Below are 18,482 nucleotides of genomic sequence, written 5' to 3'. Positions count from 1 at the left end.
GCAAGGAATAAGAGATGAGTAAATATAAAGAAAAGGCATTTACAACCATTACCTACACTGCAGCGTTATTTACTATTGTAGTTCTTTTTGCTTTAATCTATGGCTTATTCAGAGAAGGGTTACCGTTATTTAAGCAGGTCTCTTTAACCGAATTCATTTTTGGCAGTGGTTGGTATCCGACGAATGCAGAACCGGAATTTGGCGCCTGGACTTTTATTATCGGTTCTTTTTGTGTTACCATCGGAGCTTTGATAATAGGAATCCCCTTGGGTTTGGGCTCTGCCATTTTTATCTCTGAAATAGCGGGAAATCGGTTAAAGGAAATAGTTAAGCCCGTAATTGAACTTTTAGCAGGAATACCTTCTGTAGTTTACGGGCTTTTTGGAATGTCTGCAATAGCGCCTCTAATCAGAAATTGGCTGAATTTAGATACGGGACTGAATATATTTACTGCTTCCGTTATTTTAGGGCTGATGATTGTTCCTATAATTGCCAGTATGAGTGAAGATGCTCTTACAAATGTTCCCAAATCCATTAGGGAAGCGGCTTTAGCTTTGGGTTCCACGAAAATGGAATGTATTTTTCGGGTTATTATTCCCGCAGCGCAAAGAGGGATAGTTGGCAGCATTTTGCTTGGTTTGGGTAGAGCCATTGGAGAAACGATGGTGGTTTTAATGGTAGCTGGAGGCAGTGCTCAAATACCTAAAAGCATTTTTGCTTCAGTAAGACCTTTAACTTCTACAATTGCAGCTGAAATGGGGGAGACGGTTATGGGTAGTTTACATTATCAAGCACTCTATGCTTTGGCGATATTGCTTTTTGTAATCACTTTTGTAATTAACCTGATTACTGAACTTTTTATCGCTAAAAGGGATAAGCAATGAAGAACAGAAAGGTCTTGAATTTTTGCGGAAATGGTTTTCTTAGTATATTGGTAGTGATTACTATTTTGGCTTTATGTATCTTTTTAGTTAGGATATTTTCTTTAGGTGGCAAGGTTTTAAGTTGGGAATTTTTATTTACAGCTCCCCGAAACTGTATGCAGGAAGGAGGTATTTTTCCTGCATTAGCAGGAACTTTTTGGCTTACGGTAATTTCCATTTGCATTGTAATTCCTTTGGGGATTTTAACAGCTATATTTTTAACTAATTATGGTAAACCAAAGTGGCTGTTGAAAGTGGTTCAGATAGCTATTGATACTTTGGCTGGAACTCCTTCCATTATTTTTGGTCTTTTCGGAATGGCTGTTTTCGTAAACCTTCTGGCAATGAATGTTTCGCTAATTTCCGGAGCTTTAACTTTAGCCATTCTGGCATTGCCTTTATTTATCAATTCCTGTATTGAAGCCATTAAAAGTGTTCCTTTTGATTTTTATGAAGCATCTTTAGCTTTGGGAGCCACGAAAAGACAAACTATCACCAAAATTGTTATACCTACAGCATTGCCCAATATTTTAACCGGAATTATCGTTTGTATTGGCAGAGTAGCAGGAGAAACAGCTCCTATTATGTTTACTGCAGCTACTTTTTATACGCGGCGTTTACCTGAGGGCTTAAAAGATGAAGTTATGGCATTACCTTATCATATTTATGCTTTAATGACGGAAGGAACCCGTCCGGAAACACAAGTGCCTATTGCTTACGGGACAGCAGTTGTTTTATTATTGCTGGTTTTAGGTGTTAGCGCTGCGGCAGTAATTATTCGTTCATCCATCAGGAGAAAAAGAAAATGGTAAATAACATTCTATCAACTGAAAATTTAAACTTATGGTTTGGCAGGAACTATGTGCTTAAATATGTTAACCTTAATGTATCAGACAAAAATATTACTGCTGTGATAGGACCTTCCGGCTGCGGGAAATCTACTTTGCTGCGCTGTTTTAACCGGATGAATGATCTTATCCCGGAAACCCATATTGAAGGAAAAGTAAAGCTCTTAGATGATGATATCTATACTTCTAAGATGGATGTAACGGAAATTCGCTCCAGAATTGGAATGGTTTTTCAAAAGCCCAATCCCTTTCCTAAAAGCATTTACAAAAATGTTGCCTATGGATTACAGATTCAAGGTAAATACAATAAAGACGAAATAAATGAGAGAGTTGAACAGGCATTGAAAGCTGCCTGGCTTTGGGATGAAGTTAAAGACCGTTTGCATAGTCCGGCTATGGCTCTTTCCGGAGGGCAGCAACAGCGTTTATGTATTGCCAGAGCTTTGGCAAATAGACCTGAAGTCCTTTTACTGGATGAACCGACTTCCGCTTTAGACCCTCAGTCAACCTCTAAAATTGAAGAACTGTGTTTGGAATTGCAAAAAAGTGTTTGCATTTTAATTGTAACTCATAATATTGCTCAAGCGGGTAGAATTTCCAATTATACTGCCTTTATGTATTTGGGAGAATTAGTGGAATTCGGACCCACGGAAAAAGTTTTTACTGTGCCGCAAGATAAAAGAACCGAATCCTATTTAACAGGTATTTTCGGGTAAATACCCAAAAAGGAGAAAATATGCTTATAGAAAGAATCTCGGAGCTGAAACAATTGCTGATGGCAGAAGCGGGATTGGTGGAAAAAATGATTCTTTTGGCTATGGATGGACTTGCTAATTTTGGAACCGCTTTCAAAGAAGAAGTAAATACTTTTGAAACAAGAGTAAATCAAATTGAAATTGAATTGGACGAGAAATGCTTTACATTGATTGCGTTAAATCAACCGGAAGCAAAAGACCTGCGTCAAATTCTGATGATTTATAGAATAAATAACGATTTGGAACGCCTGGGCGATCAGGCAGTTAATATTGCCGAAAGCGCTGCTCAACTTACAGGAAATCCTGTCTTAAATTCAATTCCGGAACTCTTTTCTATGAAAGAAGCAGCATTAAAAATGCTGAAAGATGCTCTTTATGCTTTTACCAGAGAGGACTATGAACTTTCACGCCAGGTTTGCGATGCCGATAATATCGTTGATGAGTATAATCGTAATATTTACAAGCATCTGGTAAAACTAATCAGGGAAAATCCATTACCAATAGACCTCTATCTCCATATTTTGCGCATAGCTAAAAATCTGGAAAGAATTGGCGACCTCTCTACCAATATAGCAGAAAATACTATTTTTCTCGCGCAAGGAAAGGTTATTAAGCATAACATAGACAAAAAATCTGAATAATTACAGTTAAGCCAAGCTGTCAAAATTGGGTTGCCATATTCCGATTTGCTGACTAAACAAAGAAAAATGACTTATCTTGGTGATAAAATAAGAATTTAACACTTCCTTAATTACTGAAAAATCAGAAGTTGCCCGGTAATTTTCTCAACTGTTTTATTCTAATAGAGGGTTTCAATATTAACATTTCATCATTTAGTTATGTTATGATTTTTTTTAATTTTTATGCAGTAGAAACTTATACTATCCAAACTTCTGAATATTAGCCGTAAGCACAATTTTGTAAGCAATTCCGGTTTGTAACTGCATAAGTTAGATTAAGTCCGTTAGTAATCTTCAGTTTATTTGCTAAGAAAGGATTTTTTTAACTTATTTTCCCTGAACTGTATAATTTTAGGTTGATATTATGCCTTATCCTAATATGTTTATCTATCCTAAACTATTTGCTACTTTAATACAAATTGCATATTGGATGCAAACTCCGCTTTTCGCCCTTACTTCAAAGCGTCAATCAAGTGTTAATCTAACCTTAATCAAGCGTTAATAATTAACGCTTGATTAAGGTATGTTAAACGATAGATTAATGGCTTCAAGCAAGGAAGACATTAGACAAAAATATGGGAATTTTATTAGGAAAGTGATTGTTAAATTTGAAGAATGTAGCACTGCAAAAGTTATAGCGCGTCTCCTGAATTTTTATAAAATAATTAAAGGGCATTGTCCTCAGTTTTATATGCAATAATCTTATTACCTTTAAGAGTAATGTTTTTTTAGGCGGCGGAGGGCTTTTTTCTTGTGCTGATTAACGCGTTCCACACTGATATTTAAAATTTGGGCAATTTCTTTAAGGGTCTTTTTTTCGTTGAATGACAATTCCAAAATGGATTTTTCCAAAGGTGGCAGATCCTGCGTAAATTTTATGCTTAGATTACTTTCTTCCCTATCCGGTGGAGCAAACGGACTTTCTTTTGTGCTAAGATTTGCAGCTTCCGATGTGCCATTCGCTTTTGTAATATTCTCATTAAAGTCCTCTTCTATTGGGGAGGAAGTTTTTTTTAGTGCTTCTATTATTTGTTTTTTTATCCAATAAGTGGCGTAAGTGGTAAATTGAACATCTTTTTCCGGAAGGAAATGTTTACCTGCTTTCAGCAAACCCAAAAGCGATTCCTGTTTCAGGTCTTCCCAATCCAATCCTTTATTCCGATATAGTTTAGCGATGCTGTAGGCAAAATTGTCATAGCGTTCAATTAGTTCATCGGGAGTTAGGTCAATCATTATTATCCAGTTGGTTGGGTTGTGTTAAAGGTAATAAGATACTAAAAATAGTGCCTTTTCCGGGTTCACTTTGGACAGTTATTCTGCCTTTATGTAATTGAACGATGTGTTTTACAATTGCTAAACCCAGTCCAGTTCCGCTTTGGGTTTTATTTCTGGCAGGATCTGCTACATAGAATCGTTCAAAGATACGCGGTAAATGAATATTATCAATGCCCATACCGGTGTCCGAGACCTCAAAATTTGCTTCTTTATCAGCTAATTTACAGCGGATTGTAATTCCTCCTGTAGTAGTGTAACGCAAAGAATTTTGGACTAAATTGATGAATACCTGTTCCAATTTAAAGGGATCACAAACAAGGCGGGGTAAATTATCATCCAGTTCTATTTTGAGATAAAGTCCCTTTTCTTCTACCATCGGGCTGAGGATAAAGGCAATATTAGCAAAAAAGGTGGCTAAGTTAATTACTTGAAGTTCAATGGCATCGGTTCTTTCCAGGCGAATCAGCTGTTCCAAATCGCTAATTAGATGAATTAGGCGCTGAGTGTGATTTTGGATTATTTTTAAGTATCTTGCGTTTGTATCATTAATACTATCTTCCATAGCTTCCGCGAAACCGCTGATAGCAGTTAAGGGGGTTCTCAGTTCGTGAGCCAGATTAACAATAAAATCCTTCTTCATCTGCTCTGCTTGCTTAATTTCATCAATATTTTGAAGAATGAAAATACAGCGTTTTGCCTGGTCATTATGCGAACCGGAAAGCAAATAATTATGACCATCCATAACCACTTCTTTCATCAGCTTGTCTTTGCCACTTCCGCAATCCTTGATAATAGATAGCAAATAGGGGTCTCTGATTACTTCAGTATAGAATACACTATCCTTTTTTCCAATATTACCAAAAAGTTCTTGAAAGGGCTCATTTGCCCATTCCAGTTTGCCTTCTGAACTTTGAGACCACAAAACATCATCAATGGAACTAAGCACTAAACGCAATTCTTCACGGTGGATAGCTAAATGGTAAATTGTTTTGTCCAATATATCCAGCATAGAATTCAGGTCTTTGCTCAAAGCACAAAATTCTTTTGTCTTCAATGCGGGAATGCGTAAAGAGTGGTTTCCCGTCGCAATTTGCTCTGCGGTTTGCGATATTTGCTTAAATTGCTGATGCAGGATGCGAATCATAATCAGCGTAAGTAATGCGGCGAAAAGGAGAGATATTATTAATAAAAGCCAAATTGGGATATGAATTAACAGCAATATCAGCATCAATCCTATCAATATAACAAAGGAGAAAAAAAGCGAAAGAGCTATACTATTCTTCTTCCCTGTCATTTTCTTCCTCACAGAAAAATTGATAACCCACACCTCTGATGTTTCTAATCAAATAAGCATAATCACCCAGTTTTTCTCTTAAATTACGAATGTGAACATCTATGGTGCGCTCAATTACGATCTTATCATTCCCCCAAAGATAATCTAAAATCTGACTGCGGTTATAAACCCATCCGGGTCTTTTAGTAAGCAGCTGCAGGATTTTAAATTCCGTTAAAGTAAGGTCTATCCGCTTTCCTTTAATCCAAACCTCATAATGATTAAAATCTATAATGAAATCTTCGGTAATGGATAACACATTTTTGCCGTTTTCCCACTCACTCCGACGCAAAATTGCTTTAATTCTGGCAATAAGTTCTCTGCTCTCAAAAGGTTTGGTTACATAATCATCGGCTCCGTATTCCAAACCCTTAATTTTATCTTCCAGGTCTGTTCTTGCCGTTAACATCACAATAGGAATTGCGGAGGTTGTTTTATCTTTTTTTATTCGCAAACAAACTTCCATACCGTCTAAATCCGGCAACATCAAATCCAGAATAATAAGGTCAGGATGTTCAATTTTGAGCAAATTGAGCATCGGCAGGGCTGTTTTAAAACCTTTCGTAACAAATCCTGCGCCTTCCAATTTCATTCTGATGAGTTCCAGAATGTCTTTTTCATCCTCAACCACGAATATTTTTTTACCTTTTGCTTCCATATAAAACCTGTAAATAATATAACTGTTTTTGAGCAAGAAAAAACAGCCGGGTTTGGGTTAAATTTTCTTAACAAATCTCTTTAAGCACTGTTTATCCTTACGAGAAGATTTAACAAACCCAAGGAGTTAGGTTAAGATATTTGATACTTGCCAAATAAGCATAAGCAATTATCTTGTTCAATATAGTAAATAAATTGGAAAAAGGAGATTAGGATAATGTCCAAATATTTGATTGTCGGTGGTGTTGCCGGTGGAGCAACAACTGCAGCTCGTTTAAGGCGCTTGGATGAAAAAGCGGAAATTATTATGTTTGAGCGCTATAGCAATATATCCTATGCAAATTGTGGTTTGCCATACTATATTGGGGGCGTAATTAAAGAAAGGGATCGGCTGTTTGTTCAGACGCCTGAAAGCTTTAAAGCTCGACTAAATGTAGATGTTCGCATCAACCAAGAAGTTATTGCTATCAATAGAAAGGAAAAAACGGTTACGGTAAAAAGAGCAGATGGTAGCCAATATAATGAGAATTATGATAAACTGGTTCTATCACCTGGCGCTGAACCTTTAATTCCTCCCCTACCTGGAATATCAGATAGCGCTATTTTTACTCTGCGAAATGTTTCTGATACTGATAAAATTAAGGAATACATTGAAAGCCATAAAGTTCAGCATTGCGTTATTATTGGCGCAGGTTTTATAGGATTGGAAATGGCGGAAAATTTACATAATTTGGGGATGAAAGTAACTTTGGTAGAAATGGCGGAACAGGTTATGACCCCTTTGGATTATGAAATGGCGGCTATTGTCCATCAACACTTAAAAACGAAAGAAGTGGAATTTTACCTTCAAGACGGTGTCTCATCCTTTAGTAGAAATGATGGTAGTTTACAAGTCCATTTACAGAGCGGGCGAACACTAAATGCAGATATGGTATTATTGTCCATTGGAGTTCGTCCTGATAGTAAACTGGCAGAAGCAGCCGGTTTGGAATTAGGAATAAACAAAGGGATAAGAGTAAATTCCTATCTGCAAACCAGTGATCCTGATATTTATGCTTTGGGGGATGCAATAGCATATCCCAATCCGATTACTAAAATGGAGAGCTTAACCTATCTCGCGGGACCTGCCAATAAACAGGCACGCATTGTGGCTGATAATATCGTTAAAGGTAACAGCCGAAAATATAAAGGTAGTATTGGAACTGCCATTGCCAAAGTTTTTGATATTACTGTCGGTTCAACCGGTGTATCGGAAAAAGTTCTGAAAGATGCAGGAATAGATTATATCTCTTCCATTATACATACTTCTTCTCATGCAGGTTACTACCCTGATGCCCTGCCCATAACAATAAAGATTGTTTTTAACCCTAAAGATGGAAAACTGTTGGGTGCACAAATTGTAGGTTTTGACGGCGTAGATAAAAGGACAGATATGTTGGCTCATATATTGAAACATAACGAAACCATCTATGAAATTCAAGAAATTGAACATAGTTATGCTCCTCCTTTTTCCAGCGCCAAGGATGCTGTAAACATTGCCGGAATGGTTGCTGATAATATTATCAACGGATTAGTAAAGATTATTCACTGGGATGATTTGAGTTCCTTGGATAAAAATGATACCGTTATCATTGATGTGCGAACTCCTGATGAAACTGCTTTAGGAACAATAACAGGAAGTATAAACATCCCTTTGGATGATTTACGGCTAAGGTTGAAGGAAATACCTGAAAATAAACAAGTAGTAGTTTTCTGCGGAACCGGTCTGCGTTCTTATTTTGCCGCGCGCATTTTAATGCAAAACGGATTTGAGAATGTTTATAATCTCTCCGGAGGATATCTTACTTATGAATACGCTACTCAGAAACAAAGTAATGAGGATATCTTTGCGGATGATTATATTGGTAAAGACGATGATATCTATAAAGGCAAGGAAGAAAAAATGGATAGAGATATAAAGACAATAACTGCAGATGCTTGCGGTTTACAATGTCCAGGACCAATTATGCGTTTAAAAAACGAAATGGATAAATTGGCGGAAGGCGATATTTTGGAAATTTCTGCCAGCGACCCTGGATTTGCCAAAGATGTGCCTGCCTGGTGCAAAATGACTGGAAACACTCTTTTGGAAGTGAAAACGGAAGGTAAAATAATAATTGCAAGAATTCAAAAAGGGGGTGGCGAAAAAACATCCAAGGGTTTGGAAAATGGAAATAATAAAACCATAATTGTCTTCAGCGATGCTTTGGATAGAGCTTTAGCTGCTTTCGTAATTGCCAACGGAGCTGCTTCAACAGGAAAACAGGTTACGATGTTCTTCACTTTTTGGGGCTTAAATGTTATCAAAAAATCCAATCCCCCAAAACAGCAAAAAGATATGATGGCAAAAATGTTCGGTATTATGCTACCCCGATCTTCTCAAAAACTGAGTTTATCTAAAATCAACTTTGGAGGATTAGGTTCAGTTTTAATGCGAAAAAGAATGAAAGCTAAAAATGTGGACTCCCTGGAATCTATGATGATGCAAGCTAAAAAAGCAGGAGTAAAAATGATTGCTTGCCAAATGAGTATGGATATAATGGGGGTTGAACCAGGTGAATTGATTGAGGGTGTTGAGGTTGGAGGAGTTGCTTCCTACCTTGCGGAAGCGGAACAATCAAATGTAAATCTGTTTATTTGATGGTATAAGGTTTTGTGTTCTTGATATCTTGAGATTAAAGAAAAGATGGAAAAGTGAAATAGTTCCTCTTCTACCTATCAAATAATAGAAGAATTATATGTCCTTAAAAAAGCCCGTTACGCAATAATCGTAACGGGCTTTATGTATATCAGAGAGATTAGGGGTTTTTACACTATACCTTGGTCACACATTGCATTGGCAACTTTCAAGAAGCCGGCAATATTGGCACCTTTAACATAATTAACATAACCATCTGCTTCTTTACCGCTTTCCACACAGGCATTATGGATATTTTGCATAATTCCGTGAAGTTTTTGATCCACTTCTTCTCTGCTCCAATTAAGACGCATTGAATTTTGAGTCATTTCCAGTCCGCTGGTAGCTACTCCACCTGCATTTGCCGCTTTACCCGGGGCATACAAAATTTTCGCTTTCTGGAAAATTTCCACTGCTTCAGGGGTACAAGGCATATTGGCAGCTTCCGTAACACACATCACACCATTTGCTACTAATGTTTTAGCATCATTAGCATCAAGTTCGTTTTGGATTGCACAGGGGATAGCAACATCAACTTTTACTTCCCAAGGTCTTCTATTGGCAAAAAACTTGGCATTGGGATATACATCAACATAGTCCTTTACCCGATCGTTATTAGAAGCGCGCAGCTCAAGCATATAATCAATTTTATCATCGCTGATACCTTCTTCATCTAAAATATAACCATCCGGACCGGAAATAGTAACTACTTTTCCACCCAAGTGATTTACTTTTTGGGCAGCGCCCCAGGCAACATTGCCAAAACCGGAAAGGGCAACTCTCTTTCCTTTAATTGTTTCACCCTTGGTTTTTAGCATTTCTTCAGTGAAATAAACAACTCCATAACCCGTTGCTTCAGGACGGACTAAACTTCCACCCCAATTAAGACCTTTACCTGTGAGCACACCGGTAAATTCGTTCCGGAGTTTCTTATACATTCCAAAAAGATAACCAATTTCACGAGCTCCAACACCAATATCTCCAGCCGGAACATCTGTATTGGGACCGATGTGACGAAAGAGTTCTGTCATAAAGGACTGGCAGAAACGCATAATTTCGGCATCACTTTTTCCGCGGGCGTCAAAATCACTGCCACCTTTACCTCCACCCATAGGAAGCGTAGTTAAGCTATTTTTAAAGATTTGTTCAAAACCCAGAAATTTCATAATTGAAAGATTCACACTGGGGTGAAAACGCAATCCACCTTTATAGGGTCCGATTGCACTGTTAAATTGAACACGGAAACCACGATTTACTTGCACTTCGCCTTTGTCATCAACCCAAGGGACGCGGAAAATTATTGCGCGCTCGGGCTCTACAATACGCTCCAGGATATTTGCTTTTACGAAACGAGGGTTGTTGATATAAACATCCCAAACTGTTTCTACAACTTCTTTAACTGCCTGTAAGAATTCAGGTTCTCCTGAATTTCGGGCTTCCACTTTTGCCATAAAATCATTGATGGTCATGGGTACCTCCATATATATTATTGTTTTTTTTAACCTTAAAATAATTCTCTCAATTTATGTCAAGCAGGAAGATGGAAAAGGTTAACAGGTGAACGGGTTAACAGGTTAACGGGTTAACAGGTTAACGAGTGAAAGAGGGAGATACATATCGTTGCAAACCTTGAAATGGGTAATCGGAGATAGATAACGCTCTGATTCTTGCATTATTTTTTCTTGCGGAGGAACAGTGTCCTGCGACTACTCAAATCAAATCTCTCTTACCTCTAAAATTTTGGTCATCCAAGAGCTATTTATCTTCCAGAAGTCCTTGAAATGGGTAATCGGAGATAGCTGAAGCTATGATTCTTGCATTATTTTTTCTTGCGGAGGAACAGCTTCCTCGATGCTTAATATGATTCCGCTTAGCTCTAAAATTTTGGTCATCCCAGAGCTATTTATTTTCCAGAAGCTTAGGAACTTGAACAAGTAATTTTTAAAAGCGTCATCAGTGGAAGCATCCAAGAGCTATTTATCTTCCAGCAATTTAGGAACTTTGGGTGCGCGCAAACGATGAGCTACAGGAAAACCTGAACCAAGCAGCGGTCTAACATAATATTTAAAATCATCCGTAACCCCATTACCTGCTTCATTAATAAAGTCGTCCGGCATAATTCTGGTTTTTCCTGCAATATCTGAAAGATTTTCCAGCTGGTAATTCACAGAGTAAAAACCGGTTCTTTGAATGGAAATGGAACCATCCATATTATACCAGATAGCATAATGAGCGGCTCTTTCACCAACTTCGCGGGCTTCGCGTTGATCTACATCGCTAACGCAACCGATAAAAGACCTTTGTAAATAGCCAAAAGTATCGCTGCGCACTCTTTTGATTTTAAGTTTGGTGCGAACAAGCTCACATAGTAAATCGCCCAGAACTCCTGTTCCAGAGAGCTGAACATTGCCATGGGCATCTTTTTCCTGATTACCTGAAAGTTTGGTTACGATAGGCACTCCCTTTTCATCTGTAATACCTTCGGAAACAGCTATTACACATCTTCCGTAAAGATCATAAATGCGTTTCACATCGTTTAAGAAATCTTCCCGGTGAAAAGGTTTTTCAGGTAAATAAATTAGATGCGGTCCGTCATCAGGATATTTTTGTGCCATCACGGAAGCAGCCGTTAAAAAACCGGCATTACGACCCATAACCACACCAATATAAACACCGGGCAATGCACGATTATCCAAATTGACACCGGTAAAAGCACTGGCAACAAATCTTGCGGCAGAACCAAATCCTGGAGTATGGTCATTTAAAACCAAATCGTTATCAATGGTTTTAGGAATATGGATAGCCCGAAATTCATAGTCAGCTTTAGTTGCCTGCTCATTTACAATGTGAACGGTATCAGCGGAATCATTGCCTCCAATATAGAAAAAATATCTGGCATCATGCGCTTTGAGCACTTTAAAAATTTCCATACAATACTTTTCGTCAGGTTTATCCCTGGTAGAAAGTAATGCGGAAGAAGGTGTATCTGCCACCTGTTCCAAATTGTGAGTGGTTTCCTGAGTTAAATCTACAAAGTCCTCGTTAACAATTCCCTGCACACCATAAAGAGCTCCATAAACACGGGTAACCTGAGTAAACTTTCTGGCTTCCAGGGTAACTCCTACCAGCGATTGATTAATTACGGCAGTAGGACCTCCGCCTTGAGCTATAACAACTTTCCCTTCCAGCTTCATCTTAAATACCTCCATTACTAAATAACATAATAAATCAACTAAAATAGAGGGCTGTTAATCTGTCCAGCAGAAAATACTTGCTTAAAAAGGGAGCTTAGGAAAACTGGCAAAGGAATAGAATAGTATGAAATTTCGTGAGGATAGATGAGTTACATTGTTTTAGCAAGAAAATACCGACCCCAAAACTTTAAGGAAGTTTACGCTCAAGAGCATATAACCGAAATCCTGCAAAGTGCTATTGCTACAAATAGAATAGCGCATGCATATTTATTTACAGGACCCCGCGGCGTAGGGAAGACCTCTCTGGCAAGAATTTTAGCGAAAAGTTTGAACTGTGTGAACGGACCAACAACTACCCCTTGTAATGTATGTTCCAATTGTTTGGAAATAACTGCAGGGACTTCACCTGATGTGATAGAAATAGATGGTGCTTCCAATACGGGAGTAGATGACATTCGTGAATTACAACGAGAACTTCTTTATCCTGCAAGTGGCTCAAAATATAAGATATACATCATTGATGAAGTGCACATGCTTTCCAAAAGTGCCTTTAATGCGTTATTAAAGACCCTGGAAGAACCACCGGATAATGTTATCTTCATTTTTGCTACAACAGAGCCCCAAAAGGTTTTGCCAACTATTATTTCCCGCTGTCAGCGATATGATTTTAAACGCATTCCCATTAATTCCATAGTGCAGCGTTTGCAGGAAATAAGCACTTGGGAAGGAATAAAAATTGATTCTGAATCGCTGTATTTAATAGCCCGTAAAGCGGATGGCGGGATGCGGGATGCCCTTTCCCTGATGGATCAGGCAATCTCTTATTGTTTGGATAATATAACGATAGATAAAGTCCGCCAGATTTTTGGTCTTATACCTAATCAGATATATCAGCGTTTTCTCTCCTTAATTTACGAAAAAAACGCCCAGTCGCTGATCAATGAATTACACTTGATTTTTGAACAGGGAATTGACTTGCAGGAATTTATCTCAGGTATGCAGGATTTTGTCCGGATCATTATTTTACGCAAATTACAGGTGCAAATTAAAGATATTAATCCCGATGAACAAAAAATGTTTGATGAGCTATCAGAACTCTTCGGGCAAAATAAACTGATGTATATTCTATCCTATCTTATTGCCTGTAAAACAGATTTGCGAAGCAGTAACAATCCCTATTTAATTTTAGAAGCTCTGATGATTAAACTTTGTAAACTGGATGAAATGGAAAATATTACTGCTCTGCTGGGTAAGATTAATTTGAATACTTTTGCTCAACCTGGACCAAGCGCTCCTCCAACAACCGCCAAATCAATTCAAAGCAGTTATCCAACGGTTTCTTCGGAAGTTCCTTTGCACGAAGAAGCTACTGTTGCTAAAATGCAATTTAACCAGGAAAATCTGGAACAGCTTTGGCAGCGAATTATTACCCGGGCTAAAAAGATCAGTCAAATGTGCGCTCTGGCAATGGAAGCAACTAAAGCCAGAAAAGCAGAAGGCAGAAAGCTATATTTAACCTTGGAAAGTAATACTAATTATCGCTGTTTGAAAAACAACCAGGCAGCCCTGGAAAATTCAATTTCCGAATTATTTGAGGAACCGATTGTTCTTTCTTTGCAGCTGCAGGAAATAGAGCCCCCAACCAAAGTGAATATTCAGCATAAGACCCTGGAAGATATAAAACAGGAAAATCCCGATCTTGCCAAATTTATAGACCTCACCGATTCCGTGCTGGTTAGAAGTCAATGAAGAAATGCTTTCCTTTTCTTACAATGCTGTATTCGTTATTTCTGCTGTGGCTGAAACACGGTGTAAATAAAATTATTGCTGAAGACAGAGGAAAAGCAATTCCTGAGGACTTTCAAGAGATATCCATTATCATTGCCGCCAGAAATGAATTAAGAAATCTTCCCTCGCTGCTCAATTCACTTTCTCAATTGGATTACCCGGCTGAGAAATATGAAATTATCATCGTTAATGACCATAGCGATGATGGGAGTAACGACCTCTTAGCCAAGCAAAAGATTCTATCTAACCTGAAGGTGATAAATTTCTATAGTGAGACCCCACCCTTAAAAGGAAAAAAAGCTGCCCTGCAACAAGGTATAGAAGCCGCTGAGTATGATATCCTGGCATTTACCGATGCCGATTGTATTCTACCTGTTTCCTGGCTGCGCGAAATTAACCGTTCTTTTACTAAAGACACGGATTACCTGCTTTCCTATTCGGTCTTGAAAAAAGAATCGGACAGCAGCATTTTCCGTCCGGTAAATTTTGAGCGCAGCATTTATTATGCTCTGGCTGCCGCTGGTTTATATTATAAAATTCCTTTTACCAGCAGCGCCTGTAATATGGTTTACCGTAAGAAAACCTTTTTTGAGAGTGGTGGTTTTACGGGAATTGGGCATTTGCTTTCGGGAGATGATGATTTACTTTTAATGAAGATGATGCCCCGGATTAGAAAAGCTGCATACAATCCGGAAAAGGGAATGCAAGTTATATCCATAGAAGGAACGGACAGCAAAAAACATCACCAAACAAATATCCGCAGAGCTTCCAAATTCCAATATTACCCCTGGTGGCTGAAAGGGCTTTGCCTGTTTATCTTTTGCTATTTTTGCCTGTTTTATCTTGCTTTGGGGCAAGGAATAAGAAAAAAATCCTCGCCTGCCCTGAAGTTTTCTCTGCTGCTGAAAACAACAGCCGAATTTGCTTTTTCACAAAGTCATTTAAAACAAATTGGAAGAAGCAAACTCGGCTTTTTGTATCCTGTGCAAATTCTGCTTTTTCCCGCTCAGTTTATTTATTATGCTTTGCGGGGAACTACAGGAAACTACACTTGGAAATAGTTACATTTCAATTAACTTAGCTTGGACAAACTTCAGCGCATTCAGTTCGCCAAGCATATTATCCAAAATGTTCTGCTCGCCTTGAACTTCCAAAACAACTAAACCATCATTGGCACAGAACTCATTGGATACCTCGTGTAAGCCCAAACGGACGCGAATATTGCATCCATACTTTGTTAAAATCTCCTGAACTTTGGTAGCTTCAGTGCTACGCTGATCAACTTTTACAAGCACAACCTTGTAAACCATAATATCCTCCTGTTATTTTTTCTTGCTGAGCTTAGCCCAGCTGTCTCTTAAATCCACAATACGATTAAATACTAATGCTTCCGGCTTACTGTCATCATCGGTATTGAAATAGCCAATCCTTAAGAACTGATAGCGATCACCTGTCTTGGCATTCTGCAAGTTCTCTTCCGCTAAACAGTTTTGTTTCCTAATCAAAGAATTGGGATTCAAATAATCCTGATAGGTCTTTCCTGCTTCCATATCACTCATATCGGCTAAAGTAAACAGACGGTCATATAAACGCAATTCTACAGGTATAGCGCTCTCTGCACAAACCCAATGTAAAGTGCCTTTCACTTTGCGTCCATCTGCAGTCCAACCCCCGCGTGATTTTTCATCGTAAGTGCAAAGTAATTCTATAATTTCACCCTGTTCATTTTTGATTACTTCATTGCAGGTGATATAATAAGCATATTTTAAGCGAACTTCTTTGCCTAAAGCAAGACGAAACCAACCCTTAGCAGGATTTTCGCTGAAATCATCTTTTTCTATAAACAGATTGCGGGAAAACATTATTTTCCGTGTTCCGGAAGAAGGGTCTTCGGGATTATTTTCGGCATCAAAATCCTCAATTTTCCCTTCCGGGTAATTGGTAATGGTTAATTTAAGAGGATTTACTACAGCCATTCTGCGCGGCGCTTTTTTATTTAAATCTTCACGCACGCAAAACATCAGCAAGTCGTCATCAACTAAAGAATTAGCTTTGGAAACGCCAATCCGATCTGAAAAGTCCTTAATAGCTTCCGGAGTGAAACCTCTTCTGCGCATTCCGGCAATTGTAGGCATTCTGGGATCGTCCCAACCGCTTACTAAATTGTTAGTTACCAATTCCAGCAAAAGGCGCTTACTCATTATTGTATAGGCAAGATTAAGACGCGCAAATTCAATTTGTTGAGGGTGACAGGGCACAGGTAATTGATCTAAGAACCAGTCATATAATGGCCTGTGATCTTCAAATTCCAAAGTGCAAAGGGAATGGGTAATTCCTTCCAAGGCATCGGAAACGCAATGAGTATAATCATACATCGGATAAATTTGCCAGACATCACCTGTTCTATGATGACGGGTCTTCTTAATTCTATATATAACGGGATCACGCATATTCAAATTGGGCGAAGCCATATCTATTTTAGCTCTCAAGGTTTTGCTGCCTGCCGGATATTCACCTGCCTTCATTTTTCGGAACAGCTCAAGGTTTTCTTCAATGCTGCGATTTCTGTAGGGACTGTCTTTTCCGGGAATCGTTAATGTGCCTCTATATTCTTTCAGCTCTTCCAAAGAGAGATCGCAAACAAATGCTTTTCCGGCTTTAATTAAATACTCGGCATATTCATAGAGCTTATCAAAATAGTCCGAAGCATAATACAAATGCTCACCCCAATCAAAACCAAGCCAACGAACATCATTCATAATGGAATGGACATATTCCACATCTTCTTTCACTGGATTGCTGTCATCAAAACGCAAATTACAACGACCTTGATAATCCCTTGCCAAACCGAAATTCAAGCATATTGATTTAGCGTGTCCAATATGCAAATAACCATTTGGCTCAGGAGGAAAACGTGTTATAATACTTTTATGCTTTCCGTTTGCCAAATCCCTGTCTATTATAGAACGAATGAAATTGGAAGCTGTTATCTTCTCTTCATTATCTATCTTGCTATTTTCCTTTGTATCCATATTCAATCCTTTTCTTTATCTACATTTATTCAATTTCTGATAGCTTGTTTTCTTGTCAAGTTCAATGAAATATTCTATAGGATAACCTGGATTTCGCAGCTCGGACAATGATCCGGATTTTGCTAATTCAAACAGAGATGCATTGAGTTTGAACAGTTCTGGTATGAAAATAATAATCGGGATTTATGTATTGGAGTTTTGTAATAATCTTAAGCTAATGCTCTGTCCAATTCTTAATGGTGAAAGGGGCTATTATACTTGCCGGCTTGCTACGAAAATTATTCCCTTGTTTCACTTTTTTTTGCTTTAAGCTCTATTTCACAAGACCTTTTATCAACCATAGTTTAGCGGTTTTATTGATAACTTCCGTAAGGTCTAATGCGTTATCGGGGTTATCAGATAAAACGAGGAGACCATGTTTTTCCCAAATCAGCGCTTGTTTATCTTGTATAAATTTATAGCTGAGATCAGCAAGTTTGGAACTTCCGGCAGGAGCATAATCCGCTACGGCTATTCCTTTGGGCAGAAATAATTTAATTTCCGGTAAGATAGCAAACAGATATTGATTCAAACGCTGAGAATTTGTTTTACAATCCTGAAAAGAAGAAGTATCGGAAAAAGCGATAACCTCTGTTGGATGCGTATGCAGGATACAGGATAAATTATTGTTTTTGTTTATATTATGCAACTTAAGATGACAGAGCCATTCGGAAGTGGGCTTGGCATCTTCAGGAAAGTAATACTCTTTATTACCTTCACCGATTATCATTAAACAGTTTTCCGGCTCGTCAATCATATCCCGAAAACGACTTCCGGTTCTGGAAACCAGGAACCATTCCCTGCAGGGATACAAATTATCCATACCAATTTGATTGATAAATGGTTTCACCAGATCTGTGATACGAAGAGAAATATTACCCGCATTAGCTTCAGCCCAACCTTGTTGATGGATAACTTTAGCGACCTTGCTAATCCTTAGAATCAGGTCTCTAAAAGGGAACACATTGTTATAGACATCTCCGAAGAGAAATTCTGAATTATTGATTTCCATTGTTTGTCCTGTTATTTTTATTTATGTGCATTCCTGTTTTCGCTGGAATAACAATTACGAACGAAGTATCCATCTTGCCATCTCGCTATTTCGCCATCTTGCTATTTCGCCATCTCGCTATTTCGCCATCTCGCCATTTCGCTATCTCGCCATCTTGCCATCTCACCATCTCACTATCTCGCCATTTCGCCATCTCGCCATCTCGCCATCTCGCCATCTCGCCATCTCGC

At 38.3% G+C, this 18,482-nt stretch carries 16 protein-coding genes; 7 read left to right on the top strand and 9 right to left on the bottom strand.

The window, feature by feature from the left end; genetic code table 11:
- The first annotated feature begins 14 nt into the window (after positions 1 to 14).
- From pstC to phoU, 4 genes are read left to right on the top strand one after another with little or no spacing between them, the layout of a single operon-like run.
- Positions 15 to 884 carry a phosphate ABC transporter permease subunit PstC gene (gene pstC, locus PLE33_01515; GenBank protein HPS59926.1) on the top strand — a complete coding sequence of 290 codons (870 nt, stop codon included), beginning with the start codon at positions 15 to 17 and terminating at the stop codon, positions 882 to 884.
- Complete coding sequence (gene pstA / locus PLE33_01510) at positions 881 to 1,735, top strand: phosphate ABC transporter permease PstA (protein HPS59925.1); 855 nt, start codon at positions 881 to 883, stop codon at positions 1,733 to 1,735. The genes pstC and pstA overlap by 4 nt, the downstream gene beginning before the upstream one ends.
- Positions 1,729 to 2,487 carry a phosphate ABC transporter ATP-binding protein PstB gene (pstB, locus tag PLE33_01505; protein HPS59924.1) on the top strand — a complete coding sequence of 253 codons (759 nt, stop codon included), beginning with the start codon at positions 1,729 to 1,731 and terminating at the stop codon, positions 2,485 to 2,487. Before pstA ends, pstB begins: the two co-directional genes overlap by 7 nt.
- Positions 2,488 to 2,507: 20 nt before the next feature.
- Entirely contained in the window at positions 2,508 to 3,167 is a 660-nt protein-coding gene (gene phoU / locus PLE33_01500) for a phosphate signaling complex protein PhoU (protein HPS59923.1), read from the top strand.
- Between the two features lie 750 nt (positions 3,168 to 3,917).
- Here the strand turns inward: phoU and PLE33_01495 are convergent.
- The 3 genes from PLE33_01495 to PLE33_01485 all read right to left on the bottom strand — a co-directional run bounded on the left by PLE33_01495 (position 3,918) and on the right by PLE33_01485 (position 6,472).
- Positions 3,918 to 4,439, bottom strand: coding sequence for a sigma-70 family RNA polymerase sigma factor (locus PLE33_01495; GenBank protein HPS59922.1), 522 nt, complete (start codon positions 4,437 to 4,439; stop codon positions 3,918 to 3,920).
- Positions 4,432 to 5,625 (bottom strand): ATP-binding protein, encoded by a 1,194-nt coding sequence (locus PLE33_01490; protein HPS59921.1) that lies wholly within the window; start codon positions 5,623 to 5,625, stop codon positions 4,432 to 4,434. The genes PLE33_01495 and PLE33_01490 overlap by 8 nt, the downstream gene beginning before the upstream one ends.
- Before the next feature lie 130 nt (positions 5,626 to 5,755).
- Positions 5,756 to 6,472: a response regulator transcription factor gene (locus PLE33_01485; GenBank protein HPS59920.1), complete on the bottom strand. Its 717-nt coding sequence runs from the start codon at positions 6,470 to 6,472 to the stop codon at positions 5,756 to 5,758.
- Between the two features lie 216 nt (positions 6,473 to 6,688).
- Here PLE33_01485 and PLE33_01480 point away from each other — a divergent pair, with 216 nt between their 5' ends.
- A complete protein-coding gene (locus PLE33_01480) occupies positions 6,689 to 9,151 on the top strand; it encodes an FAD-dependent oxidoreductase (protein ID HPS59919.1) in 2,463 nt (820 codons plus the stop codon).
- Between the two features lie 167 nt (positions 9,152 to 9,318).
- Here PLE33_01480 and gdhA read toward each other — a convergent pair whose 3' ends face one another.
- On the bottom strand, positions 9,319 to 10,656 hold the full coding sequence (gdhA, locus tag PLE33_01475) for an NADP-specific glutamate dehydrogenase (protein ID HPS59918.1): 1,338 nt from the start codon (positions 10,654 to 10,656) through the stop codon (positions 9,319 to 9,321).
- A 504-nt stretch (positions 10,657 to 11,160) separates the two neighbouring features.
- Positions 11,161 to 12,381 (bottom strand): 6-phosphofructokinase, encoded by a 1,221-nt coding sequence (locus PLE33_01470; GenBank protein ID HPS59917.1) that lies wholly within the window; start codon positions 12,379 to 12,381, stop codon positions 11,161 to 11,163.
- A gap of 144 nt (positions 12,382 to 12,525) precedes the next feature.
- On the opposite strand from PLE33_01470, the gene dnaX reads away from it, so the two are divergent.
- Both dnaX and PLE33_01460 read left to right on the top strand, forming a co-directional pair.
- Positions 12,526 to 14,130, top strand: coding sequence for a DNA polymerase III subunit gamma/tau (dnaX, locus tag PLE33_01465; GenBank protein ID HPS59916.1), 1,605 nt, complete (start codon positions 12,526 to 12,528; stop codon positions 14,128 to 14,130).
- A complete protein-coding gene (locus tag PLE33_01460; protein HPS59915.1) occupies positions 14,127 to 15,230 on the top strand; it encodes a glycosyltransferase in 1,104 nt (367 codons plus the stop codon). The genes dnaX and PLE33_01460 overlap by 4 nt, the downstream gene beginning before the upstream one ends.
- Here PLE33_01460 and PLE33_01455 read toward each other — a convergent pair whose 3' ends face one another.
- The 4 genes from PLE33_01455 to PLE33_01440 form a co-directional block, all read right to left on the bottom strand.
- Positions 15,231 to 15,479, bottom strand: a complete 249-nt coding sequence (locus PLE33_01455) for a hypothetical protein (GenBank protein ID HPS59914.1) — start codon at positions 15,477 to 15,479, stop codon at positions 15,231 to 15,233.
- Between the two features lie 12 nt (positions 15,480 to 15,491).
- Entirely contained in the window at positions 15,492 to 17,201 is a 1,710-nt protein-coding gene (locus PLE33_01450) for a glutamine--tRNA ligase/YqeY domain fusion protein (GenBank protein HPS59913.1), read from the bottom strand.
- Positions 17,202 to 17,514: 313 nt separating this feature from the next.
- Positions 17,515 to 18,252, bottom strand: a complete 738-nt coding sequence (locus tag PLE33_01445) for a class II aldolase/adducin family protein (GenBank protein HPS59912.1) — start codon at positions 18,250 to 18,252, stop codon at positions 17,515 to 17,517.
- An 85-nt stretch (positions 18,253 to 18,337) separates the two neighbouring features.
- Positions 18,338 to 18,469, bottom strand: coding sequence for a hypothetical protein (locus PLE33_01440; GenBank protein HPS59911.1), 132 nt, complete (start codon positions 18,467 to 18,469; stop codon positions 18,338 to 18,340).
- Positions 18,470 to 18,482 lie beyond the last annotated feature (13 nt).

Origin of the sequence: Candidatus Cloacimonas sp. (assembly GCA_035403355.1) — a bacterium.
Taxonomy (GTDB): Bacteria; Cloacimonadota; Cloacimonadia; order Cloacimonadales; family Cloacimonadaceae; genus Cloacimonas.
The sequence above is the reverse complement of the archived record's forward strand: the minus strand, read 5'-3'. Positions and strand labels throughout refer to the sequence as shown.